Here is a 24366-nt window from a genome sequence, read left to right as displayed (position 1 = left end):
ACTGGATCTTATCTTCTTACCGTAACAGGGAGGCGTCGTGACACAACATTCCACACCGCGTGACAAAAATTCCGCAAGCCCGCTTTTAACCTTTTTCAGCTCGCCCAGTGCTGGCGGCATCATTCTTATTCTTTTATCTGCCGCCGCGATTGTTGTGGCTAACTCTCCGCTCAGCGAAGGTTATGCAGGGATGCTGAAATACAAGGCGGGCGGGCTTTCCGTTGAACACTGGGTAAACGACGGCCTGATGGCCATATTTTTTCTGATGGTGGGACTGGAAATTAAACGTGAGCTGCTTGTCGGGCAGCTGGCCACGTGGAGCCAGCGCGCACTGCCAGGCTTTGCGGCAGTGGGAGGAATGGCGGTGCCTGCGCTGGTCTACCTTGGCCTTAACGCCGGTAACAGCGAATCGCTTTCCGGCTGGGCTATCCCTGCCGCGACCGATATCGCCTTTGCCCTCGGCGTACTGGCTCTGCTGGGCAGCCGCGTGCCGACGTCGCTGAAGATTTTTCTGTCGGCGCTGGCGATCCTGGATGATATGGGCGCGGTGGTGATTATCGCACTGTTTTACACCAGCAATATTGACGTGTTGATGCTGGCCGCCGCGGCGTTCCTCGTGCTGATCCTGTTTATCATGAACCGGAAAGGGGTGACCAGGCTGCTTCCTTATCTGCTGGCAGGCTGCGCGCTGTGGTTCTTTATGCTGCAATCCGGCGTGCATGCGACCATCGCGGGTATCTTGTTGGCGTTTTTCATCCCGTTGCAGGGAAAAACCGGGAGTGAAACGCCGCCGCTGGATCGGCTGGAGCATGGTATTGCCCCCTGGGTGACGTTTCTGGTGCTTCCCCTGTTTGGCTTCGCCAATGCTGGCGTATCACTCGCTGGCGTCACCCTCAGCGATCTGACTTCGCCGGTTCCTATGGGCGTGGCGCTGGGTCTCTTTTTTGGTAAGCAGATTGGCATCTTCGGCCTGTCGTTTCTGGCCATCCTGCTTGGGTTGGCCAGACGGCCAGATAACAGCTCGTGGATGCAGGTTTACGGCGTGTCGGTCCTGTGCGGCATCGGCTTTACCATGAGCCTGTTTATCGGCAATCTGGCGTTTGCAGGCAGTGCGGCGCTGATTGATGAGGTGAAAATTGGCGTGCTGGCTGGCTCCATCATTGCCGGGGTGATGGGCATGCTGATACTGCGGTTTTCCTCTTCACCGACAGCCCGCTGATGCGTTGACGGTTTATCGAAACCCCGGCCCCCGGGGTTTTTACCGGCGAAGCGAAAAGCCTAAATTTCAGGGCAGAATTAAACGTATTCTGCCGGTTATAAGGCGGGATCTTTTCATCATGGTGTACATCGCCCGCGTGGGGTGGATGAATTTAAAGCGAGCGCCGGTAACGCCCTATAAAGTTTATCCCTCTGCTGCGATGATTACCGCTAATGAGCGGAATTAAGGCAAATTGAATATTTATCCTGCGCACAATAAGCAGTCATACGTCTGAATATCATTAATTGGGCTAACGTATCGACAGGGATAAAAACAGTAGCCGTTTTATAATGAGTATTAAGCGGGCGTTAACACGTGACTATATGATGAATCCTACTTGCGTCCCGCTTGTATCAGGACAGGTAACGGTAAGGGCGCCGATAAACCGCCTGACGTTAATAATCTGTACAGCGTTACCTTCGCTTAATATCAAAACCAAACCATGCTGCCAGGGGTCTTCGCAGCCCGGCCGACGACGCCTCTCTGGTTGCTCATCTGACTGACCGCCGCATCAAAGATGCCTTCCCAGATAAACCGCCTCAACAATTATTTTCATGAATAATCAGAGACTTTACAATTTTGTTGCAGGCTGCGTATTGTGCGGCATAGTCGATCGATACTACTGTATTAATATACAGTTAATTGCGGGAGTGCAGATGATGCCTCGTGACTATGAAATTATGTTTGCTTTCAGACGGGCGATTAAGCGCGATATCGCCGGACGCTACACCATCAGTACTGTCGACTTTGTAAAAGAGCTGGGCCGCCTTAACTGGCATTACACGCTTCGCGCTGCCAACACATGGATTGAGACGCATACGACGACCTTTCGCGATATCTCTCCCTCTGATGGAGAGGCGCGTCTGTTTCAGGTTTTTAACCCAAACGGGTAAAAAAAAATGCATTTCAGGATGAACAGCGTGTTCATAAAATAAACGGCCCGCCAGACCGGCAGGGTTATTTCCTGTTGCTGTCGCACAATATTTATCCATTTCGCCCGGCCATGCGCCGGGCCGGTTAACTAAATATCCTTGCTCGCCAACGCCTTCACTAAAATTTCCAGAAATTAACTTGATCTCAATTATAAATTGATAATACTGTTTATATATACAGTATTGATTGGGACGATTGTCATGGAGTTTTTCAATCCTGCGGAAATCCGCGCGTTAGCCTTGCCTTTGTACAGTGAGCGGGTTCCTTGCGGTTTTCCCTCACCGGCACAGGACTACATTGAGCAGCGCCTCGATCTGAACACGTTGCTTGTGAGCCATCCAAGCTCAACCTATTTCATCCGGGTCAGCGGTGACGCCATGATTGACGGGGGGATTAACGAAGGGGATATGCTGGTGGTCGACAGCTCACTGAAAGTCGGGCACGGGGATATCATTGTGGCGGCGTTTTCAGGCGAGTTCACTGTCAAACAGCTCATGATAAAACCTTTTCTGCACCTTAAGCCCATGAATCCGGCACATGCCATTATCCCGATTACCGACCCCGATCAGTTTGAAATCTTCGGGGTGGTGAAACATGTTATTAAAACGATAAGTCGCTGATGTTTGCCCTGGTGGATGTGAATGTGTTCTATGCGAGCTGCGAAGCCGTTTTCCGGCCTGACTTGCGCGGTAAAGCGATTATCGTCCTGAGTAATAACGACGGCTGCATAATTGCGCGGAGCGAAGAAGTAAAAAGGCTCAACATCCCCATGGGCGCACCTTACTTCAAGCTTAAAGATGAAATAAAAAAGCATCAAATCCATGTGTTTAGCTCTAACTATACGCTGTATGCGGATATGAGTAGCAGAGTGATGACCACGCTTGAAAATATGGCACCGTCTGTCGAAATCTATTCAATTGATGAAGCTTTTATGGACCTGAGGGGCGTTCATCATGGCCGGGGGCTGGAGGATTACGGTCGCGAGATTCGGGCGCGGGTGAAGCGCGATACGCATCTGACGGTCGGCGTCGGTATCGCGCCGACAAAAACCTTAGCTAAACTTGCCAATCATGCCGCGAAAAAGTGGACGAAGACGGGCGGCGTACTGGACTTGTCGAATAGTGAACGCCAACAGAAGCTGATGGCGCTGGTGCCGGTGGAGGAGGTGTGGGGAGTGGGCCGGCGCATCAGCAAGAAACTGAATGCGATGGGCATCATGACGGCGAAAGATCTTGCGGAGCAAAGCACCTCTCTTATCCGCAAGCATTTTAACGTTGTACTGGAACGAACCGTTCGTGAGCTGCGCGGGGAACCCTGCCTTACACTGGAAGAATTCGCCCCAGCCAAACAGCAGATCGTCTGTTCGCGCTCGTTCGGCTCACGTATCACGGAGTACAGTGATATGCGGCAGGCGGTGTGCGCTTACGCAGAACGAGCCGCTGAAAAACTTCGGCGTGAAAAACAGTATTGCAGACAGATAGCCGTATTTATCCGGACCAGCCCGCACACGCCAGGTGAGATCTTTTACGGCAATCAGGCGATGGGGACATTGCTGACACCTTCAAACGATACGCGCGATATCATTCGTATGGCGATGGATGCGCTCGATCGCATCTGGCTGGATGGCCATCGCTATATGAAAGCGGGTGTGATTCTGGGTGACTTCTTCAGTCAGGGTGTATCCCAACTGAATCTTTTTGACGAATGTAAACCTCAGGCAAACAGTGAGGCGCTGATGCGTGTCGTTGACGGCCTGAACCAGAGTGGCAAAGGGAAATTATGGTTCGCAGGACAAGGGATTCAGAAAACATGGTCAATGAAGCGTGAGATGCTCTCTCCAGCGTACACAACAAAATATTCAGACCTTCCTGTCGCAAAGTAATATTCAGGCTCCCGCTATTCCCATTCACCTCTCCGATCGATAAGAGATACCTTCCGGCGTCCACCATCACAGATTCATTCCAGGGCCAGGGCGCTGGCCGGTATTATCCGTATAGCAGTCCCGCCGGTAGGGAGAGTGGTGGAATTCTTTTCGCAAAGAAAATAAAAAAAGTCCGTTAAGGTTTCAGGTCCAGTTTTAACGATAACTAAAAACTCACGCTTCTCTTCTGATGCAAACCTAAATCAAATTCAGTAAATGCAGGTGCTTTAATAGATTCTATATAATTGATATTTAATTGATAAGAATATTAATTCAGATCCACGCTTACTGCTTTTTTTACGCGATTAGTCTTAAAAGTCTTTTTCTATGAGGCTGACTGTTAAGTCCTGCTGGATTTTAATTTAGCAAAGTGATGTGATTCATTGCATTCAAACTCCACTCTTCTCCGTCAATTTTAATGCCTTTAATGACGCCTGAAACTGCACGCTGCGTGCTTTCGGGCTTTGCCTTTTCTCTGTTGAGGAAAATACGGTGTTTAAATTAAATCCTGTGCTTCTGGGCCTTATTGCTGCGCAAGGTATGCTTTTTCCGGTATTAAGCGCATCGGCGGCGATATTAAAACCCTATGCGCCTGAAAATAATGATTATAAAGCGGGCGTGTATTGCCTGTGTAATGGCAGCACTCAGCTATTAAACGGGCTGCCGCAGTTTGCCCCGGGCGAAAGCGGGGCGACCCGCGTGACGCTGGGCGATTTGCAACGCACAGGCCGGATTATCAATGATAATCTGACGGGGCAGCAACGCCTTAATGTCGGGCAGCAAAACTTAAGTGTCATCATTCCTGATTACGAAAATAATACCTATAAGTCCTATACCATCTATGACAGCTCAGCCTTTGCTGATTTACCTATGGTGAACCCTGACAGAGAAGTGCCTGATTATTATGATGTCGAAGACAGACAGTATATCGACGCCCGGGTGGCGTCGGTCAGTAATGGCATCATTAACGTTGATATCGGCCAGCAGGGCGCAGCGACGCACTCTGCCACCAATAGCTGGTCAATGGCCGCCAAGCAGAGTCAACTCTTTACCGCTTCAAAGCGCGGGCACCTGAACTGGAATTCTGACAACCGTATTACCTTTACCGCTGCCGTACCGCCTTATGGTGGCGATCGGCTGGCGTATAACATGGACAACGTGGTGCACTATACCGGCATTTTCACCGTCACTACGGCCGAAGGGATCAGTACGTTTACTGTGACCAGCCTTAATGAACTGCGCGATTATAACGACTGGTTAATTAATCAACTTGTAAACGGGTATATTACCCAGGACGATTACAGCTACGAGTTTCACAAAGCTTTTTCTCTGTCCGAAGGCAGCGTGGTTTATCGTATGAGCAGTGATAATTCAGACGATGAAGTGGCGCAGCCAACCGGTGACCAGGTGGTATTGCATGCCGATGGCCCTGGCGCCAGCGTGAAGATCTCCAGCGGTAAAACGCTTGAGGTGGTGAACAGCGGTAGTGCGGCAGTTCGCGCCAGCAATGGTGCAACAGCGATCGTTGACGGCAAGCTCGCCACCACAGGGCCAGTGCAGTCAGAAAGCAGAGGACTGGAGTTGCTTAACGGCAGCAACGGCATTAACAACGGTGTGATCAACGCCGGTTTCCTCAATCACGCAGACGGTGAAGGCGTGGACACCAGCACGCTGGGCTATACAGGCAAAGCCGTGGCGGTCGTTTCTGGCAGTCAGTTTACCAATAATGGGGTGATCAATCTTGCGGTGGGGGATGCACCTTCCGCGTGGGGAAGCGATGCGATTTGGCTCGGTAACGGCAGCGCAATAAATCATGGCAATATCAATGTCGGCATTGCGGATGTCAGAAACGACAGTTCGGCAGCAGGAGTCAGTTTCAGTGGTGAAGGCAGCTTTATTAATGCGGAAGATGGCACGATTTATATTGGCCGCTCACCACAAAACCATAAGCAGGACACTACGCAGGATGTCGCCGTTAACCTGAGCGGCGGCGTCAGCGGTATCCGCCAGATCCTTGACACCAGCGCCATCAATAACGGTCGCATCGTCATCGGCTCCGGAGTGCAGAACGCCGTCGGAATGCGCGTTGAGGCGGGCCCAAATGCCGTAACGCGCAATAACGGCATAATCGATGTCAACGGACGGGCGCAGATACAACCGGCGGAAAATATCTCCCTGCTGGCGGTCAATGCTGGCAAGGGAGGCGGCGTTGGCAACGCCGGAACGATCAACCTCAACGGTGAGAACGGCATCGGGATCAAGGTGCTCGCCACGCAGGGCAACAGCGCCAGCGCCTATTCGACGGGAACGATAAACGTCAACGGCAATGCTGATGCCGCTGGCGGCACTCATAATACCGCTGTCTGGGTAACCGGCGAGGGCGGAGGCATGGCGAAAGCAGCGCTGAGTGGGCCGATTAATCTCAACGGCAACGCGGCTATCGGCGTACGCGCAGAAGGAAATGCCACCGTTAACGTGGCGGCCAGCGCGGTGCCGCATTCGGCGGACGGCCAGCATCAGATCAGTTTTTTCATCACGGGCCCGGATGCCACTATCAATCTGCCCGCTCACGGCAGCTATGTCACCGCCAGCCGAAATGGCACCTTATTCCGTTTACTCGACGGTGCGGATTTTAGTGCCGGAAATATGACGCTTTCGCTTAATGCGCCTGGCGCGACTGGCATCGTCGGTAGTGGCAAAGAGAGCGATATTTTCACTGATGGCGCGACGTTTACTATCGGCGCCTACGGAACGGGCGTGAAGATTGAAGGCGGTGCCCAGGGCACAATTGATGCGGGCACCCGGTTTCGCCTGACGGGAGAAGGCGCCAGCGCAGCCATGGTTGATGGTGATAAGCACGATCTGCGCGGCTACGTTATTAATCCGGATGAGGCTTCTGATGCCGGCACATTACTGACAAACCACGCCGCCATCAGCGGTCTGGCAAACTCACAGCTTGGCCTGCTGGCGCTGGCGCAGGGGAGGCTGGTTAACACTGGCGATATTACGTTAGGCGGTGAAGGTGCAACCGGCATTGCCGCACGCTATGGTGCCAAAGTGACCAACAGCGGCGATATCAGCGTGATGCGTGGCGGCATCGGTTTATATTCGCAGGGATATGCGTTCGCCGAAGACAATACGGTCCCCACCGAGATCACTAACAGCGGGACGCTGAACGCTTACGGCACCTCTGACAGCGCTCAGCCGACATATGGTGCGGTAGCGAGCGGCGAGCGGGCTGTGCTTAACCAGAACGGCACCATTAATCTCTACGGTGAGCATGCTGTCGGCGCGCTTGTCGCCGGTAATGCAGAGATCTACACGGGGTCTGCCAGTAATTTGGTATTCAATAATGATAATCAGGTCGGTTATCGGGTCACGGGCGGAAACAGCATTATATTTAGCAACGGCGGCAACACGAACGTCAGCACCAGCGGTTCCACCTTGTACCAGCTCAGTAACGGCGGTGATTTTTATGCACTACAGCCGGGCACTGTGACGCTGAACGGTGCCGACAGTACTGGGGTTTCCGTCTCCGGTGAGGGCTCACTCATCTACCGTAGCGATGTTTATAACGTTAACGGCAGCGGCGCGGCGGCGATACGCGTTTACGATCTCGGGGAGGCGATTATCGGCAACGCTATTGTGCTCAATGGTAACAATACCACTGGCGCGGTAAGTGCAGGAGACAGGGCCACAATCTATGCCGCTTCCCAGATTACCGGAAACGGCAGCAATATCACGGCATTTGACGTCAGCAACTATGGCGCAATCTTTAATCAGTATCAGGGCGTGGTGGCGTTAACCGGTCCTGACAGCACCGGCGCCCGCGTGCATGATGGCGGTACTTTTCTCAACCTTGGTAGTGTGCGTGTGGCATCGGGCATCGGTATTGATGCCACCAGCGGTTATGGCTATTACAACCCGATTGATAACAGCACGCTGCGTGTTGATGACGGCATCGCTGCGCTGCGCGTCAGCAGCGGCGCAGGCTTGTCAGTTAATGGCGACGGGCAGGGCTACAGCACGCTGAGCGCCAACGGCAGCGCGGATGGCTTACTGCTTGATAGCGGGGCGCAATGGTTTCAGGCCAGCGACATTACGCTTGGCGCTTACGGTAGCGGCAATGCGATCAATAACCGTGCTGAAACTGACGGGATAGCGCTGCAAAATGTCCGGCTTGAAACGGGACGCGGTGCCGGTATCCGTTCGGCGGTTTCGTTCGATGCGGGTGGCAGCGCACAGATTTACGTCGGCAGCGGCGGGACCGGTTATCTGTTTGCCCATGAAGATGGCTCGACGACCAGTAACGATCTGTTTATCGGACAGGGATATACGATCGTGGTTCCCGGTGAAGGTACTGGCATAAGTGCTAACACGACCGGCAGGGTAATTGCTGGCGGCACTATCGATATTCAGGCGGCCAACGGCGGCCCGGCGATTGTCACCAGCACGGCCAGCCAGGTGATTAACCAGGGCACGATCGTTTCACAAAGTGTGGTGGCACCTATCATCGATCTGCGCGGTGGCGAGTCAGTGTTTATTAATGAAGGCACGATTACCGCACCGAATCCAGACACTGTGGTCGTCGCTGGCGGTGCGACCAGCGACGTCATCGCCCTGCTGGAAGGAAAAGTGATCGGTGATGTCGATACCGGCAACGGCACTGATTCACTGCTTGTCTCTGGCGGAACGCTTGAGGGTAGCCTGACGATGGGCAGCGGCATAAATAATGTCGCTACGGTGCAGAATGTCAGCCTGGTAAACACCCGTCACATCACGACCGAAAATGGGGAAGGGAGCACGCTGAATCTGAATGAAATCAGGGCGCGCGGCGGTTCATTCGCTGATGATGATAGGCGTAAAGGTACTAACCTTGGCGCGGGCTGGAGCACGCTCAACTTCTATAATACAGAATGGACCTTAACGGACGACATCAAGCTGGCGCACAGTACCATTAACGTTGACAGGCGCTCGACGCTATTTGCCGGGAATGGCGTTAATCCACAGCTGCAAGGGGCAACAAATACCTCCCTCGTGGTTAATAACGCCGGTACGCTGGATCTGACCAACGGCGGCAATGCGGCGGATGATACGCTGACCATCAACGGCGATCTGGTTTCGGCTACTGGTCGCCTGCGGCTCAATTCAGCGGCCACGCAGAGTGATGCCATGCGCGTCAATGGTAATGTCAGCGGTACCACGCTTATCGAAGACGCGCTGACCGGCGCCCCTTTAATGGATAACAATCGCGACGGTATCATCGCCGCGACGGAAGGGGTTACGCTGGCTCAGGTTTCAGGCAGCGCCACTGCAGGTAGCTTTGCCCTGAGTCGGGGCTATGTGGCATCAGGACCATGGCAATACAGCCTTTATAGCTTTGCGCCTGGCAGTAGCGACGCCAGCCAGCGTCAGCTCAGCGGCAACGGCGATGATTTCTGGGATTACCGCCTTGCTAACACCTTCGTCTGCGAAGATGGCTCGCTGTGTCAGCCTCAGACCGGCAGCGACAGGACCGCCGCCCGACCCGCCGTCACACCACAGGTACCCTCATATCTTTCCACCCCCGTTGGCCTGGCGTATTACCAGCTGATGACCACCGACGATCTGCATAAACGCCTTGGCGAGTTACGTCATCAGCAGGCAACTTCTGATGCGGCCAGCGGTGAGATGTTTATTCGTTACCTGGGCTCGAACCTGAAATATCAGAGCGATCGGGGGCTGAGCGATTACGGTTATGACGTCGATCTTGACTACAGCGCCGTGCAACTTGGCGGCAACCTTGTCCGGATAGACGGGGCGCAGGAGAGTCTGCGCGGCGGCATCGCCTATACGCGCGGCAATACGCGGATTCGTCCGCACGCCGCAGATGGTTACAGCTCGACCGCTTTTGACAGCGACAGTCTGGCGCTTTACGGTACCTGGCAACGCAACAGCGGCTTATATGTTGATGGCTCGCTGGCGTGGAACTGGCATCGTGGCGAAACCGATATTGCGCGTCAGAAAGCGGTGGCGTCGCCGAAGGGTAAGGGCTGGACCGCTTCGCTGGAGTCGGGCTATCCGTTTACGTTCAGTAATGGGTTACGCATTGAACCGCAGGCGCAGCTGACCTATCTGCAAGTCAATCTGGACAGTTTCACCGACCGTGACCGGACTTTTGTTTCGTACGGGGATTATGACCAGACCGTGGGTCGTCTTGGCGCACGGATGGAACAGACGTGGCAGGATGAGGGCCAGCGCCAGTATACGCCCTACATCCGGACCAATTATTACCACAGTTGGGGCGGCGCGGCGAAAACTCAGATTGGCGCCGCCGACAGCAATAGCAGCCAGGCATTTACCAGCGGAAAACTCGGCCAGATGTGGGACGTCGGCGTGGGGGGCACCACAACATTCAGGAATGACGTTTCACTCTATGCCGAAGCGGATTACCGCAAAGAGATCGACGGAAACGGTGCCAAAGGCTGGCACTACAACGCAGGCGTCCGCTGGACGTTTTAAGTGTGCGCCTCCAGACGCTATTTTCCCCTTTGCTGACGGGCCTGCCTCTCACCAGGCCCGCCTAACACGAACCTCTTGATCACGGGTAACAGATCCGGATGAAAGTGACTTTATAAGCGGCAAAAGCAAGGTTTACCCCGCCAAAGATCTCCAGCTCTTCTGCGTCTTGACATGTAACAGGGAAGTAGTGGCGATAATGGGAAATAAGCTGCAAAAAAACCGGGTCCGTAGCGCCTTAACGGTAAATTCTGCGGCCACGGCCACGGCCACGGCAATGTCGCCGTGCTGTGCCGTCAGCGAGCGATCGACGATCAGCAGATCGCCATCGGTGATGCCGACACCCCGTATGGCATCCCCGTAGACCTTCACAAAACAGGTGGCGCTGGGATGCTAATTGCCAGCGTACTCAGTCCAGCCGCTCTTCAGTAGCGTCCTGAGTGGGGTTGAGCAAACCGCAAGGGACACGCCCGATAAACAGCGACAGCGCCATGCCTCTATCCGGAAGGCGTATAAACTGCATCGTTACTATTCTCAGTTTTGTCTGTGTGTCTACCGTATTGGTAAGGCTTTTTAACGATCGGGTTGGCCGCCGCGCTTTTCCTGTAATGGCCTGAATAAAGAATGTTTTTTTTGCCGTCCTCCGCGCCACTGGCGAAATACTCCGGGCGTTCAGCCCTCGCCATTTACGCTTCTGCGACAAAGCACGATCTGAATTTATGACAACGTTCTATGCTTTAGAAACGAAAACCGTCAAAAATGCAGGAGTAAAATATGACTAAAGAACATCACGTAGCCTCCTCCCTTAATCAGCCTGATTCAGCGCACTTTCCGTCACCTCCTTTTGAACATCAGAAGCAGCCCTTTCCTGGGCTGGCAGGCAGAATGACGCCGCGACCCGACCATGGCGAAACCTCCTACAAAGGCAGCGGACGTCTGCAGGATCGCAAGGCGTTAATCACCGGCGGTGATTCCGGAATTGGCCGCGCCGTGGCTATCGCCTACGCCCGGGAAGGCGCCGATGTTGCCATCAATTACCTGCCCGCAGAGGAAGAGGATGCTCAGGAAGTGATTGCGCTCATTCGTGCCGAAGGGCGTAAAGCGGTGGCGCTGCCGGGTGATATTCGCGAGGAGGCTTTCTGTCAGCAACTGGTGAAAGAGGCGGCGGAAGCGCTGGGCGGACTTGATCTGTTGGTCAACAATGCTGGCCGGCAGCAGTACAGTGAGTCGATTCGCGATCTGACGACCGAATCTTTCGACGCCACTTTTAAAACTAACGTTTATGCCATGTTCTGGATCACCAAGGCTGCGGTGGATTATCTGCCGCGCGGAGCCTCCATCATCAATACTTCTTCCGTTCAGGCGGATAAGCCCAGCGATATTCTGCTGGATTACGCCCAGACCAAGGCGGCTATCACCGCGTTTACCAAATCGCTGGCGAAACAGCTTGGGCCGGAGGGCATCCGCGTTAATGCGGTTGCGCCGGGTCCTTACTGGACCGTTCTCCAGTGCTGTGGCGGCCAGCCGCAGGAGAAAATCGAAAAGTTTGGCGGCTCCACGCCGCTGGGACGGCCAGGGCAGCCCGCCGAAATTGCGCCGCTCTACGTCACGCTCGCCGACCTGAGCAACAGCTACGCCTCGGGCCAGGTCTGGTGCTCCGATGGCGGAACCGGCACGCTGTAATACCTCATCCCGCAGTCAATCCTGATATCTGGAGGAGTTAAGTCGATGAAAGCGCTTACCTATCATGGGCCACACAAAGTCAGTGTGGACACTATGCCCGATCCGTCCATTGAAGCGGCGGATGACATTATTCTGCGGGTCACGGCCACCGCGATCTGCGGCTCCGATCTGCATCTCTATCGCGGCAAAATCCCCGGCACCCATCATGGCGATATTTTCGGACATGAATTTATGGGGGAAGTGGTGGAAACCGGGAAAGGGGTCACCGCCGTCGCAAAAGGCGATCGCGTGGTGATTCCCTTTGTGATCGCCTGCGGCGACTGTTTTTTCTGTCATCTCCATCAGTATGCGGCCTGTGAAAACACCAACAGCGGCAAGGGCGCCACGCTCAACCGGAAAAATATCACGCCGCCCGCAGCGCTGTTCGGTTACAGCGATCTTTACGGCGGTATACCGGGTGGTCAGGCGGAATATGTCCGCGTTCCGAAGGCCAATACGGGGCCATTCAAAGTTCCTGATACCTTACCGGATGAAAAAGTGCTGTTCCTGTCGGACATTCTGCCGACGGCGTGGCAGGCGGTGAAAAACGCGGAGATCAAGCCGGGATCGAGCGTGGCTATCTTCGGGGCCGGGCCGGTCGGTTTACTCTGTGCAGCCTGCGCGCGGCTGGAAGGGGCAGAGCAGATATTTATGATTGACCATAACGACTACCGGCTGGTTTTCGCAAAAGAGCGCTACGGCGTCATCCCCATCAATTTTGATAAAAATGACGATCCTGCCGCCTGGATTATCGAAAACAGTGCCGGTCATCGCGGCGTGGATGCGGTCATTGACGCGGTGGGCTTTGAAGCGAAAGGCAGCCTGACGGAAACCGTACTGACCACGCTAAAAATTGAGGGAAGCAGCGGCAAGGCGCTGCGGCAGTGCATTGCGGCGGTCAGGCGGGGCGGCGTGGTGAGCGTGCCGGGCGTCTATGCAGGCTTTATTCACAGTTTTATGTTTGGAGATGCTTTTGATAAAGGGCTGACCTTTAAAATGGGCCAAACCCACGTTCACGCTTTCCTGCCCGATCTGCTGGCGCTGATCGAAAAAGGGCACCTGAAGCCTGAAGAGATTGTGACGCACCATATGCCTCTTGAAGAGGCGGCCCGGGGCTATGAGATTTTTGAAAAACGCCAGGAGGAGTGCCGCAAGGTGATCCTGGTACCGGGAATGGGGGCTAGCAGCGCCACTCTCTGAGGCGCTCTGACCGGGCAGGCCGACACCCGTTTATCAGGCCTGCCCGGCTCTGAAATTAATAAAAGTTCTCTATTGAGTTAGCGGAAAAATATCTTCTTACATTTGGTTGCGCAACTGCGCTGATTATTACCCAGTAAACGTACGCCAGAATTATTGGCCTTTAAAATTATATTCTACTCAGTAGCTTACTCAGAGAGGTATTTTAATAGGTAAATTTAATCAAACTTTTATTGAAACCTCGAGGCTTATTGCTAGAGTTATTCATGCACGACATTTACTGGATCCTTTAATGTAATTTTACCGATTAAAAGTATTATCGCAGTGGGATCGTTTTGGTAAAAATGTTAAACACGAAGAGGAAGATTATATGACTCAGCATCGTGGTAATTCCGGCAACTTCGCCGAGGATCGTGAAAAGGCTTCTGAAGCAGGTAAAAAAGGGGGGCAGAGCAGCGGCGGTAACTTTAAGAACGACCGTGAAAAAGCCTCCGAAGCGGGTAAGAAGGGCGGGCAGAACAGCCGCCGTGACTGATTCCGCCGCTACCGGCTAAGGCCTGCCCGGTACTGACATACCGGAATATGACCCGTTTCCATGCCCGGAAACGGGTTTTTTTAGCACAACTTTTTTATCATTTAATTAACACTACCTGACAAAACTCACGCTCATGCTGATTGATGCCAGTCCGACTTTCAACATCATGAGTTCGCGTACTTACCTGACGATAATACGTAAATAATTAAGTGCCGATGTTAAATGAAATATTTCCCTCAACCTTGTAATTTCACAAATCCTGTGTTTTAAGATTACTCTTAATATTAAAATTTTCATCATGCTCATCGCTGGAAATTCAAGGAATTGCATCTACGCTTAGTAATGTTAAAAAATGGATTATCGTTCATGCGTTCGTAATCTTTATCTATTTCAAAGACGGAGAGAATGATGACTATCAAGACCCTGGAAGATCTGTTTATCCATGACTTATCTGACATTTACAGTGCAGAAAAGCAGATTACCCGCGCCCTGCCAAAAATGGCCCGTGCCGCAACTGACGAAAAACTGGTCGCGGCTTTCAAACAACACCTGGAAGAGACTCAGGGGCAGATCGAGCGTCTGGATCAGCTGGTTGAAAGTACCGAAGGCGTGCGAATCAAACGCATGAAATGCCACGCGCTGGAAGGTCTGGTCGAAGAAGCCCAGGAAATTATTGACTCTGTTGAGGCTGGTCCGGTCAGAGATGCAGGATTAATCGGTGCCGCGCAGAAAGTCGAGCATTACGAAATTGCCACCTACGGCACGCTGCGCGCCATGGCCGCGAGACTTGGCTATACGGAAGCGGAAAAACTGCTGACCGAAACGCTGAATGAAGAAAAAACCACGGATGAGAAACTGACCGTAATTGCGGAACAGCAATAGTCCCGTGAACGTCAAGATAACCCTAATGTAAGAGGTGCAGCATGACGAATGAAGAACACTACCTTGACTGGGTAAAAGATGCCCATGCGATGGAAAAACAGGCAGAAAGCATGCTGGAAAAAATGGCAGGCCGGCTTGAGCATTATCCCGATCTGAAAGCCCGTATTGAACAGCATATTGAGGAAACGCGCCATCAGCAGGCGCTGGTGCAGTCCGTTATTGACCGGTATGACACCTCAAGCTCCACCATTAAGGATGCCATGGGCAAACTGTCGGCCATGGGTCAGGCGATGGGTGGCATGATGGCCGACGATGAAGTCGTGAAAGGGGCAATGAGCGGCTATGTTTTCGAAAACCTCGAAATAGCCAGCTATACCTCGCTGATCGCAGCCGCTGAGGTTGTTGGCGATCAGGAAGGTGCACGCATCTTTGCACAAATCCGTGAGCAAGAGGTGGCAATGGCGGACTGGTGTCTGAATCACCTGCCGGATGTCACAGAGCAGTTCTTGGTGCGCTCCGCCGCGCCCGGTGTGGAAGCAAAAAAATAATTCGCAGCACCAGCGAAAGGCCTGCCTCCCGGCAGGCCAGCAGGAACCTTTATTAAACCGGAGTGAGCCATGTTTAAACATGTAAAACAATTGCAGTACACCGTACGCGTTGCCGGTCCGAACCCAGGTCTGGCAAACTTATTACTGGAGCAGTTTGGCGGGCCGCAGGGCGAACTGGCCGCTGCCTGTCGTTACTTTACCCAGGGCTTGAGCGATGACGATCCGGGCCGCCGCGATATGCTTATGGATATCGCGACTGAAGAGCTGAGCCATCTTGAAATCATCGGCTCGCTGGTTGGAATGCTGAATAAAGGTGCTAAAGGCGATCTGGCAGAGGGCACCGAGCAGGAAGGCGAGATGTATCGCAACATTACCGGAAACGGTAATGACAGTCATCTGACCTCCCTGCTGTACGGCGGCGGTCCCGCGCTGACCAACTCAGGCGGCGTTCCCTGGACGGCGGCCTATATTGACACTATCGGTGAAGTAACCGCTGATTTACGATCCAATATCGCTGCGGAAGCACGTGCGAAGATTATCTACGAACGTCTGATCAATATGACGGACGATCCAGGCGTAAAAGATGCGCTGGGCTTTCTGATGACGCGCGAAGTGGCGCACCAGATCTCCTTTGAGAAGGCGCTCTACTCGATTCGCAATAACTTCCCGCCAGGCAAGCTGCCCCCTATCGAGCAATACGCCAACAACTACTACAACATGTCTCAAGGTGGGGAAGTACGTGGTAGCTGGAACTCAGATGAAAACTTTAACTATGTTGCCGATCCTTCTCCTGCAGTGGATGGCGGCGACGGTCTGGCCAGCGTGCAGCTCCCTGCTGAGCAGCAGGCTAATCTGGAAAGTATGATTAAACGTACGGCATCCGATCCCTCGGTTAACCCGGTCACCGGAACCGATATTGGTGCTGTGCCGCCAATTGAAAACGACTCGGCGCCAGCCAAAAAATCCTGACCATCCCCTGTGACGGCCCGCCGGCCGTCCTTACATTTTCAAAAAAAACTATGTACAGAATGTTAAAAAGCCTGTTCAGCAGCCCCGAACGCCTCTTAAATGTGATGTCACGAAAAGATATGCAGGAGGAAAAAGATGACGGCGAACGCATTTTAATTGATGAAGATGGCGGCGCGTCCGTGAATATCCACAGCCCCGCTGTCCAGGAGGACTTCGCCCGCCATGTTCATGCATTACGCCATGCCAGCGACGATACTCCCCGAACCATGGCAGGAGGTGAATCGCCAGTTGAACGGGATGTGCTCAAAAGTTACCCATGTAACTAAGCCGGGAATATAAAATAACCGCGGATAAACAGTGGCCCATGGCTATTATCAGGGCATATTGCCAGGATGCAATAGAGCCGGCAAAGTGATAAGCTGTATGTATGACCAGCCTCTGTGAGAACGTGTGTGCACGGCAAAGATCATGAGTATTCAAAAGCTATCTACGCGGTGATAGGCCGCGCTGTCTCTGAACTGATTGAAGCGGGGGAGCCGCTGGGCAAGCAAAATATATTGATCACGCTGCAGGTTCACAGCGCACAGTCGACGCAGGAAGGAAAGAAAGCCATCTACCAGATGGCGTTTCGCAGGCTGCTTGAATAAACCCATTAGCGCCGCCTGAACCTGAAACAGGCGTAGTTGCGCGCTTCATACGCTGCATAAAGCGCAATGTTTAACGCCATTGCCCTTATCTGAATACTAAACCCTCTGCTCAGCTACCCTGCCGTTGCGTTAACCTGATGCGGCTTAATGCTTCTTGGTGCCGTCGGGTGGGCCTTCGCTGGTAAAAAGGTGCGTGATGTTATCGCGATCGCGTACGCGGTGCGTAACGGACTTGGGCGAAGCAGGGCGATTATTTCTGACTTCCGCAATAGCAAGCTGGCAGGCACGTAGTCTGGCGGGATCTTTCTCGACGGCACTCATTTGCTGCAATTGTTGTATTAATGACGCATTACTCACAGGGGCGTCTCCCCGCAACAGAGCAAGAATCGCTTCCCCCAGAACAATATCGGTCAGTTTATCTTCATCGTTTTGATACATACCCACATCTCTGAATCAGTTTTTCAGGCGCATTTCCAGAAAGCCTCAGCTATCAGGCGTAATCCCGCCACAAGCCGGACAGACAACGTGACCAGAAAGCAGTAGCAGCCTGATCGCGATATCCTCGCTGGGTGACGATATCAGCCGGATAAGCATCCGGCTGTCGTACGGTCAATCACCCCGGCCAAACAGCATGCCAATCAGCGCCTGATAATGCTTTTCCTGCTCTGCTGAGGTTGCCAGCGCAAGGCGTCTCAACAGTTTAGTACAGATCGTTTTACGCGTAATTTGTCTGCCAGAACGCAGGATTTCGACAGCAACCTGACCAAGCGTCTCCTGCTGGGAAGGAAGGGCCGCGTCATTGAAGTAACGGCTAATGTCGTTCTCTGCCTGCGGGTTAGTACCATCCTTACGCATGTCTGTGCCTCTGGTCGTTGAAAGTCAATGATTTGCGCTAAAGTTATACAGAATTAGTTAACTTGTACAGTAATAGTGAATTTTAAAAGAATTAACATTTTGGCAAAAAGTGCTAAATACTGGAATTCAGTGAGTTAACAAGGTTTACGAGACAAGTTTTGCAGGTCTGCAGGGGGAAGGCATGTACAAGATGTAAAAGAGAGGATGAAGATTATCAACCGGAGGCGGCAGAGCCTTATGACGCTGACCAGCGGAGAAGCGCATTTGCTGGTCAGGTCAGTCGTACGGTTAACGCGATGAAGGACGGGAAACGGGCCCGTCGTCAGCTGCAATGACAGTCTCCTGACAGGCGCGTGACATCATCTCTTGCAGCCAGTCCGGACGGCGTCCGGAAGGTGCGCCCTTAGTAAAGATCTGCAGCCATTTTCTGGCTTGCCAGATACTGAGCAGGCGATCGTCATCCTGCTCGCGATCGGCCATCGCATATAACTGCTCAACAAGCGACAGGGGAGTGACATCCTGGTGGTTAAATATAAGATTGAGTGTCGCCTCCCCAATCATAACCTGCTGTTTTTTTTCGTCTTCGGTAATAGTCAATTGAGACCTCCGTAATGTTTAACAAAAAGAAATCTCACGTTTGCGTTTATAAGCATAAAACAAAAAAGCAGCCTGGGTTTTATTTTAGGAATAGAGTTAAGAATTAAGACACCGGCTGCGACTTAATTAATATATTTGTTATAGTTAACTTGATGTTTTTAAAAGGATTTAATAAAAAAATCTCAGTTTACCAGGGAATTATTTGTATAATAATTCAGAGTGTTTCTGGTTGTTTCTTTAACTCACATAACGGGAATTCTGTTGAAAACCATAGATGTTAGTGGCCCCGGCGTCGGGAGCTAAACGGGAAACAGGGCAAACGTTCTGCACCTCAAAAAACGCGCGTGCAAAGCCTGCTTTTTTCAGTTTCGCGTCCGGGAGCGGCTTATCCCGATCCACCAAAAGATGGGCCTCAGGTGAAACAAAAATTAAACGGGCGATCTTTTCTGGAAAGCACCGTGAAGATGATCCAGGCTTATCAGGGTAACGTTAGCTCATATGAAGGAGGAGAAATGAACGAATCTTATATGAACTCTCTGGAAGCCTGCTATCGCTGTGCCGCAGCGTGCGATCATTGTGCCGCCTCCTGTCTGCAGGAAGAGGATCTGGAAATGATGCGGGAGTGCATACGCCTTGATACCCAGTGTGCCAACCTTTGCCGCCTTGCCGCTCAGTTTATGGCGCTGGAAAGCGAATTTGCTTCCACGCTCTGTCAGTTGTGCGCGGAAGTTTGCCAGAAATGCGGTGACGAATGCGCGAAGCATCAGCACGATCACTGTCAGCAATGTGCTGAAGCCTGCCACCACTGCGCCGATGCATGCCGCAAAATGGCCGCGTAAGCATAAAACCGGCACGAACGTCCTGCCCGGCTCGTGCCGGTTGTTACCCTTTTTTGGCCCGACGCCCCCTGAGGTATTCTTCTGCATAAGGGATCAGTTCAAGAAGAATAATGCCAAGAAAGATGCTGACCATATAGAACACAGGCAGCGGTTCCTCGCGCATTCTGAGCGTAAAGTCAGCCGGGACATCGCCCGCACCAAACAGGGAGAGAAACTGTGGCCAGTGTAAAATGCAGACCAGCAGAACGGCCATCAGTGGAAGCATTTCGAGAAAGCTGTGAACATGCTGCTCATAGGGAGAAACGTAGCGGGAAGCGATGGCGATGTTAACGTCCCACAAGGCCGTCATTTCATGAATAAAAAACAGAACGATCATCACCGCAATAATCAGCGCGTTAATTTCCAGAAGCAGGGCTGCAATAAGCGGAATACCCGCTTCGGCAAACATCAGAAAGTGGATTAACGTTTCCTTCCTGCCGGTGGTATGCGCAATATCGGTCGCGCGGTGGCAAAGCCAGTCGCAAAACCCGGCGAGCAGCCACAGCGGCAGAATAAAATAGAGTAATACCATTCTTGTTGGATCCTGGATCATTATCGTCATCACCCTGTTAATGAAAAAAAGTTAACTCTTACGGCGCAGGCCCCCGGAGCGGGTAAGGCACAGATAACCAGAATTTTCAAATAACCTTTAGCCAGCTTTTCCCGATATAAATAAAACTGGCACATGGACTCCAGAAAAACAAGAAAGGCAGAAAAGGACCAGACGGAGACCAATTTCAATAAGTTAGCTCGCTTTCTGCAAGGCGTGTAATCGCATCCAGAAAGTGTTGTCTATAATTACCGGCCAAAGCAAATTGATTCACTTGAGCGAGGATACCTGCATGAAAATCCACCATCTTAATTGCGGCTGCATGTGTCCTGCTGGCGGAGCGCTGTATGACGGGTTCAGCAGGGGATTAAAAGCGAAGCTGATCTGCCATTGCCTGCTGATCGAGACTGACCGTGACGGGCTGGTATTGGTAGATACCGGTTTTGGTCATAAAGATATGCAGGCGCCGGCCACAACCCTGTCACCCTTTTTCCGCGCAATCAATAATATTCAGCGAAACAGGTCGCTAACCGCACTATCACAAATTCAGGCGCTCGGCTTTGATGCAGCGGACGTACGGCATATCATCCTTACCCATCTCGATTTCGACCACGCTGGGGGAATAAGCGACTTTCCTCATGCCAGGGTACATCTGATGGAAGAGGAGATAAACACCGCCCGGCAGCGGCACAGTTGGCTGACAACGCAGCGCTACCGACCCGCGCAATGGGGAGGAATATCAGGATGGCAGGGCTATCAGGCCACCGGCGAAAAATGGTTTGGGTTTGACGCGGTAAATCAGCTGAACGGATTGCCGCCGGAAATTCTGATGATCCCGCTTGCCGGACATACCACAGGCCATGCAGGGATTGCCATACGCACCGCCAGCGGCTGGACATTGCATGGCGGAGATGCCTGGTTTTTTCGCGGGGAAATGCATCAGGCGCAGCGACATTGCACGCCAGGCCTGCGCTTCTATCAATGGTTTATGGCGCAAGACAATAAAGCCCGTCGCCTCAACCAGCAGAAGCTCAGGGCGCTATCCTGCACACATACAGAAGGGCTGACACTGTTTTGCAGTCACGATGCGCTGGAGTTTGAACGTGTTGCCGCAACTAAACCTTAAAATGCTTACTGGAGCCCGAAGGGCAATTGGCAGAACGCATTTTAAGGCGGTCAGTCAGGCGGCGGGACGGGTATTTTCTGAAGCAAAAACCAGAGCGGCCTCGCACAGCCGCCATTAAAGGATTCATTATTTCGCAGCGCTTTGAATCATAGGAGATTATTTTTTAGCCCGAAGTGAAATAAAGGCAGATTAATAGCGGATGGACCCGCCAGCCGATAAAGCGAAACGGGAGAATATTAAACGCGTTAATTCACAGTGAGTTAAATTACCTTTGCGGAATTATCGAAATAACTCTGCCGCTTTGATGGCGTGAATAGCGCAGCCTGACTACAATTATTCAGGCATCACGGCTACCGATGGCTGACGTAATTATTAACGTCCTGCGCTTTCGGTGGAATAAATTAAACACGAATAGGAAGTTTTTATGACTCAGCATCGTGGTAATTCCGGCAACTTTGCCGAAGATCGTGAAAAAGCATCAGAAGCCGGTAAAAAAGGCGGCAAAAGCAGCGGTAGTGGTAGCGGCGGCGGGAATTTCAAAGATAATCCTGAAAAAGCCTCTGAAGCGGGCAAAAAAGGCGGTAAGTCCAGCGGCCGTAGCTAAAGTGCCCGGTTAACCGTGAACGACAGTATACAGCCCGCCACCCTCAAAGGTTGCGGGCTTTTCGTTGTCTGTCACCGTTGAGCGACGATGCCGCAAAGTGCAGGCACGACATTTGCGTCGGTCATCTACCCGCAAAGCCTTGAGCAGCAAGAGGGCGAAAAGGCGTGGTTTCCAGAGACGCACATTATCGACAAACAAAAAAACCCGCCTTGGCGGGTTTTATTCGTTACCTTAACTTAACTGCTCAGGCTGATGCCTTCATCGCTATCGTAAGTCAGGTAACAGACGATGTTCCCTTACAGGGCAACAACGTTAGCGGCTGAAGGGCCTTTGGCACCATTTTCGATGGTGAATTCAACGCTCTGGCCTTCGTCCAGGGTCTTATAGTCAGAACCCTGAATTGCAGAGAAGTGAACGAACACATCTTTGCTGCCGTCCTGAGGCGCGATAAAACCAAAACCTTTACCCGCATCAAACCATTTTACTAAACCAGTCATTTTACCAGACATAGATACTTCCTTAATTTTGAGCCACGTAAGCGGCAGAGATGGCCTGTACAGCAGATGATAACTTATTGGGCACTTAGGAGGAGGCTCACGAAGAAGGGGTATCTGTGGATAACGCTTGAACTGAGAACTGCTTTACTAAAACTGCTTTCATAAGGTCTGTCTTCCAAACCGATGACGCTATTTAGTCATGCCTGAGCCGCATTAGCAAGCTTTATCTCAAGATAATTCTCTGAACATCTTTTTTTCGGCGCTATCTTTTACTGCGCCGCAGCCGCTGGATGTGGTGAAACCGCTGCTTAACCAGGGGGCAGTCACCCTGGCCGGTTCAGTTGTGTGCGAGTAAAACGCCAAACGGCAGAGTCGTCATATCAAAGACGTTTTCCTGTAGCCTCATTAAAGATCTGATGAAAGAAAGACGTAAAAGACCGGTAAGCCGATGTGTAAAACCAGCAGCGTAAACGGATTTTGGGCGTTCAACCGCCTCGCGACTCCCACCGTTTCTAATCCCTACCTCCGTCGGGATTTGTAAAAAGCGGTGCAAAACCGCCGATCCTCGTTGTTGGGGGTGAAGGTTTATCCGGATAAGCCGATATCACTGATAACAGGAGTAACAGACAGGGGAGGCGGGAGAGAAAAAATGATACAGCTGATTCCGGTAGCGGAGTTACGCACCGGCATGTATGTGCACAAGCTGGAGGTGTTCTGGCTGAAACACGCGCAGGTGCATAATGATATGCTGCTCACGCAACAGGAGCAGATTCAGACAATCATCGAGAGCGGCATTAAAGAAGTCTGGATCGATCTGGATAAAGGTGTCCACCCGGAACGCACCGGGCCGTCAACGCCGCCTGTACTGACGGCGGTCTCCGGACGTCGCAATCTCTGTGAAGAAGTGGCGCAGGCGCAGGCGATCTGCCTCAATGCAAAAGGGCAGGTGATGGACATGTTCAGCGATGCGCGGCTCGGCAAAACCATTGATACGGTCAGTACACTGCCGCTGGTGGACGAGATCGGCGGCTCTATCAGCCGCCATCCCGCCGCGTTACTCAGCGTGGTGCGGCTCAAAACACATGATGATTATACCTATCTGCACTCTGTCGCGGTTTGCGCGCTAATGATCTCGCTGGCCCGACAGCTTAACCTGGATGAAAAACTGGTTCTCAGAGCAGGTACGGCGGGACTACTGCACGATGTCGGTAAGGCCGGAATTGCGCTGGAAATCCTTAACAAGCCGGGCAAACTGACCGATGACGAATTCCGCATTATGAAACAGCACCCGGTGCTGGGTGAAGCGCTGCTGCGCAAAAGCGGTGGCGATGATGACTTGCTGGATGTGGCGCTGCATCACCATGAAAAAATCGATGGGTCAGGCTACCCGCACGGGCTGAAAGGGCCAGCCATCTCGCTCTTGTCGCGAATGGCAGCGGTATGTGATGTCTATGACGCGGTCACCTCCGATCGCCCCTATAAAAGCGGCTGGAACCCTGCCAGCGCGATGCGGCAAATGGCGAGCTGGAACGGACACTTCGATCGCAAGGTGTTTTACGCCTTCGTTAAAGCCGTTGGCATTTATCCGCCAGGGTCGGTCGTAAGACTGGCGTCAGGACGTATTGCCGTTGTGGCCGAGCCTGGCGATGATTCCCTGTTAACGCCAAAAGTCTGCGTATTCTGGTCGCTTGCCAGCAATCAGCGCACCCGGCCCGAGATCGTTGACCTGGCCGATCGTTTCTGCTGGGACAGCATCAGCGGACCGGAAGAAAAGAGTAACTGGGGTGATATCGACATCAACGCGCTCTGGATGCAGCCGATCGCCTGCTGAGTGACCTCAGGGCGGACTCGTTCCGCCGCACAAAAGCGGGCGGCTTCCCTGTTCATTCCTGCCCATTCCATCAAAATACTCAGATTAATTCATCATATTCCTGGCGCTTTTCTGCCGGTATTTTGGCAGGCTAATGGCCCCGCAGAGTGCGTCTTCCCGCCGTTTCGTCTGGCAGAGTGCGGATCAGCGACTATACTTGAGGCTGAAATGGTTACGCGATGGCGTGTGGATAATGCGACGGAGTTGCTGCTCTCAGACAGCAATCCGCAACGGAAAGGACTTTGTTCCAGATAAACGATGAATGATATAACCGCCTTT

The 24366-nt window shown here is 52.5% G+C and carries 21 protein-coding genes and 2 pseudogenes; 17 read left to right on the top strand and 6 right to left on the bottom strand.

Annotated features, from left to right (window positions below):
• The first annotated feature begins 37 nt into the window (after positions 1 to 37).
• The 5 genes from nhaA (at position 38) to EA20_RS0119240 (ending at position 10613) form a co-directional block, all read left to right on the top strand.
• Positions 38 to 1219: a Na+/H+ antiporter NhaA gene (nhaA, locus tag EA20_RS0119260; protein WP_024968391.1), complete on the top strand. Its 1182-nt coding sequence runs from the start codon at positions 38 to 40 to the stop codon at positions 1217 to 1219.
• 698 nt (positions 1220 to 1917) lie between these two features.
• Positions 1918 to 2151, top strand: coding sequence for a hypothetical protein (locus EA20_RS0119255; RefSeq protein WP_024968390.1), 234 nt, complete (start codon positions 1918 to 1920; stop codon positions 2149 to 2151).
• A gap of 240 nt (positions 2152 to 2391) precedes the next feature.
• A complete protein-coding gene (gene umuD, locus EA20_RS0119250) occupies positions 2392 to 2811 on the top strand; it encodes a translesion error-prone DNA polymerase V autoproteolytic subunit (protein WP_024968389.1) in 420 nt (139 codons plus the stop codon).
• Positions 2811 to 4073 carry a translesion error-prone DNA polymerase V subunit UmuC gene (gene umuC, locus EA20_RS0119245; RefSeq protein WP_024968388.1) on the top strand — a complete coding sequence of 421 codons (1263 nt, stop codon included), beginning with the start codon at positions 2811 to 2813 and terminating at the stop codon, positions 4071 to 4073. The genes umuD and umuC overlap by 1 nt, the downstream gene beginning before the upstream one ends.
• Before the next feature lie 531 nt (positions 4074 to 4604).
• A complete protein-coding gene (locus tag EA20_RS0119240; RefSeq protein WP_024968387.1) occupies positions 4605 to 10613 on the top strand; it encodes an autotransporter outer membrane beta-barrel domain-containing protein in 6009 nt (2002 codons plus the stop codon).
• 79 nt (positions 10614 to 10692) lie between these two features.
• On the opposite strand, the pseudogene EA20_RS19925 reads toward EA20_RS0119240, so the two are convergent.
• A pseudogene (locus EA20_RS19925) lies at positions 10693 to 11133 on the bottom strand (S24 family peptidase).
• A gap of 251 nt (positions 11134 to 11384) precedes the next feature.
• Here EA20_RS19925 and EA20_RS0119225 point away from each other — a divergent pair.
• From EA20_RS0119225 to EA20_RS0119190, 8 genes and pseudogenes are all read left to right on the top strand, one after another.
• Positions 11385 to 12293 carry an SDR family oxidoreductase gene (locus tag EA20_RS0119225; RefSeq protein WP_024968385.1) on the top strand — a complete coding sequence of 303 codons (909 nt, stop codon included), beginning with the start codon at positions 11385 to 11387 and terminating at the stop codon, positions 12291 to 12293.
• A 45-nt stretch (positions 12294 to 12338) separates the two neighbouring features.
• Positions 12339 to 13532, top strand: a complete 1194-nt coding sequence (locus EA20_RS0119220) for a zinc-dependent alcohol dehydrogenase (protein WP_024968384.1) — start codon at positions 12339 to 12341, stop codon at positions 13530 to 13532.
• Positions 13533 to 13899: 367 nt separating this feature from the next.
• Positions 13900 to 14064 carry a general stress protein gene (locus EA20_RS0119215; protein WP_024968383.1) on the top strand — a complete coding sequence of 55 codons (165 nt, stop codon included), beginning with the start codon at positions 13900 to 13902 and terminating at the stop codon, positions 14062 to 14064.
• Between the two features lie 408 nt (positions 14065 to 14472).
• A complete protein-coding gene (locus EA20_RS0119210; protein ID WP_024968382.1) occupies positions 14473 to 14946 on the top strand; it encodes a ferritin-like domain-containing protein in 474 nt (157 codons plus the stop codon).
• A 41-nt stretch (positions 14947 to 14987) separates the two neighbouring features.
• Complete coding sequence (locus EA20_RS0119205) at positions 14988 to 15494, top strand: ferritin-like domain-containing protein (RefSeq protein ID WP_024968381.1); 507 nt, start codon at positions 14988 to 14990, stop codon at positions 15492 to 15494.
• A gap of 69 nt (positions 15495 to 15563) precedes the next feature.
• Positions 15564 to 16463 (top strand): manganese catalase family protein, encoded by a 900-nt coding sequence (locus EA20_RS0119200; RefSeq protein ID WP_024968380.1) that lies wholly within the window; start codon positions 15564 to 15566, stop codon positions 16461 to 16463.
• A gap of 50 nt (positions 16464 to 16513) precedes the next feature.
• Positions 16514 to 16702 (top strand): annotated as a pseudogene (locus tag EA20_RS19920) (hypothetical protein); the annotation flags it as partial.
• Between the two features lie 213 nt (positions 16703 to 16915).
• Positions 16916 to 17110, top strand: coding sequence for a hypothetical protein (locus EA20_RS0119190; RefSeq protein WP_024968378.1), 195 nt, complete (start codon positions 16916 to 16918; stop codon positions 17108 to 17110).
• Between the two features lie 144 nt (positions 17111 to 17254).
• Here EA20_RS0119190 and EA20_RS0119185 read toward each other — a convergent pair whose 3' ends face one another.
• The 3 genes from EA20_RS0119185 to EA20_RS0119175 form a co-directional block, all read right to left on the bottom strand.
• Positions 17255 to 17548, bottom strand: coding sequence for a hypothetical protein (locus EA20_RS0119185; RefSeq protein WP_024968377.1), 294 nt, complete (start codon positions 17546 to 17548; stop codon positions 17255 to 17257).
• A 171-nt stretch (positions 17549 to 17719) separates the two neighbouring features.
• Entirely contained in the window at positions 17720 to 17965 is a 246-nt protein-coding gene (gene ycgZ, locus EA20_RS0119180) for a regulatory protein YcgZ (RefSeq protein WP_024968376.1), read from the bottom strand.
• Positions 17966 to 18253: 288 nt separating this feature from the next.
• Complete coding sequence (locus EA20_RS0119175) at positions 18254 to 18562, bottom strand: hypothetical protein (RefSeq protein WP_024968375.1); 309 nt, start codon at positions 18560 to 18562, stop codon at positions 18254 to 18256.
• Between the two features lie 512 nt (positions 18563 to 19074).
• Here EA20_RS0119175 and EA20_RS0119170 point away from each other — a divergent pair.
• Complete coding sequence (locus tag EA20_RS0119170; RefSeq protein WP_024968374.1) at positions 19075 to 19401, top strand: four-helix bundle copper-binding protein; 327 nt, start codon at positions 19075 to 19077, stop codon at positions 19399 to 19401.
• A 43-nt stretch (positions 19402 to 19444) separates the two neighbouring features.
• Here EA20_RS0119170 and EA20_RS0119165 read toward each other — a convergent pair whose 3' ends face one another.
• Entirely contained in the window at positions 19445 to 19972 is a 528-nt protein-coding gene (locus EA20_RS0119165; protein WP_235192678.1) for a diguanylate cyclase, read from the bottom strand.
• Between the two features lie 310 nt (positions 19973 to 20282).
• Between EA20_RS0119165 and EA20_RS0119160 the strand changes: the two genes are divergently transcribed.
• Positions 20283 to 21116, top strand: a complete 834-nt coding sequence (locus tag EA20_RS0119160; protein ID WP_024968372.1) for an MBL fold metallo-hydrolase — start codon at positions 20283 to 20285, stop codon at positions 21114 to 21116.
• Between the two features lie 424 nt (positions 21117 to 21540).
• Positions 21541 to 21720: a general stress protein gene (locus EA20_RS0119155; RefSeq protein ID WP_024968371.1), complete on the top strand. Its 180-nt coding sequence runs from the start codon at positions 21541 to 21543 to the stop codon at positions 21718 to 21720.
• A gap of 296 nt (positions 21721 to 22016) precedes the next feature.
• Here EA20_RS0119155 and cspA read toward each other — a convergent pair whose 3' ends face one another.
• Positions 22017 to 22229 carry an RNA chaperone/antiterminator CspA gene (cspA, locus tag EA20_RS0119150; protein ID WP_024968370.1) on the bottom strand — a complete coding sequence of 71 codons (213 nt, stop codon included), beginning with the start codon at positions 22227 to 22229 and terminating at the stop codon, positions 22017 to 22019.
• Positions 22230 to 22866: 637 nt separating this feature from the next.
• Between cspA and EA20_RS0119145 the strand changes: the two genes are divergently transcribed.
• The gene (locus tag EA20_RS0119145) at positions 22867 to 24048 is read left to right on the top strand and encodes an HD-GYP domain-containing protein (protein WP_024968369.1); all 1182 of its coding nucleotides are present in this window, start codon (positions 22867 to 22869) and stop codon (positions 24046 to 24048) included.
• Positions 24049 to 24366: the final 318 nt, after the last annotated feature.

Origin of the sequence: Pantoea sp. IMH (assembly GCF_000599885.1) — a bacterium.
GTDB lineage: Bacteria > Pseudomonadota > Gammaproteobacteria > Enterobacterales > Enterobacteriaceae > Erwinia.
This window is presented reverse-complemented; position numbering and strand designations above follow the sequence as displayed.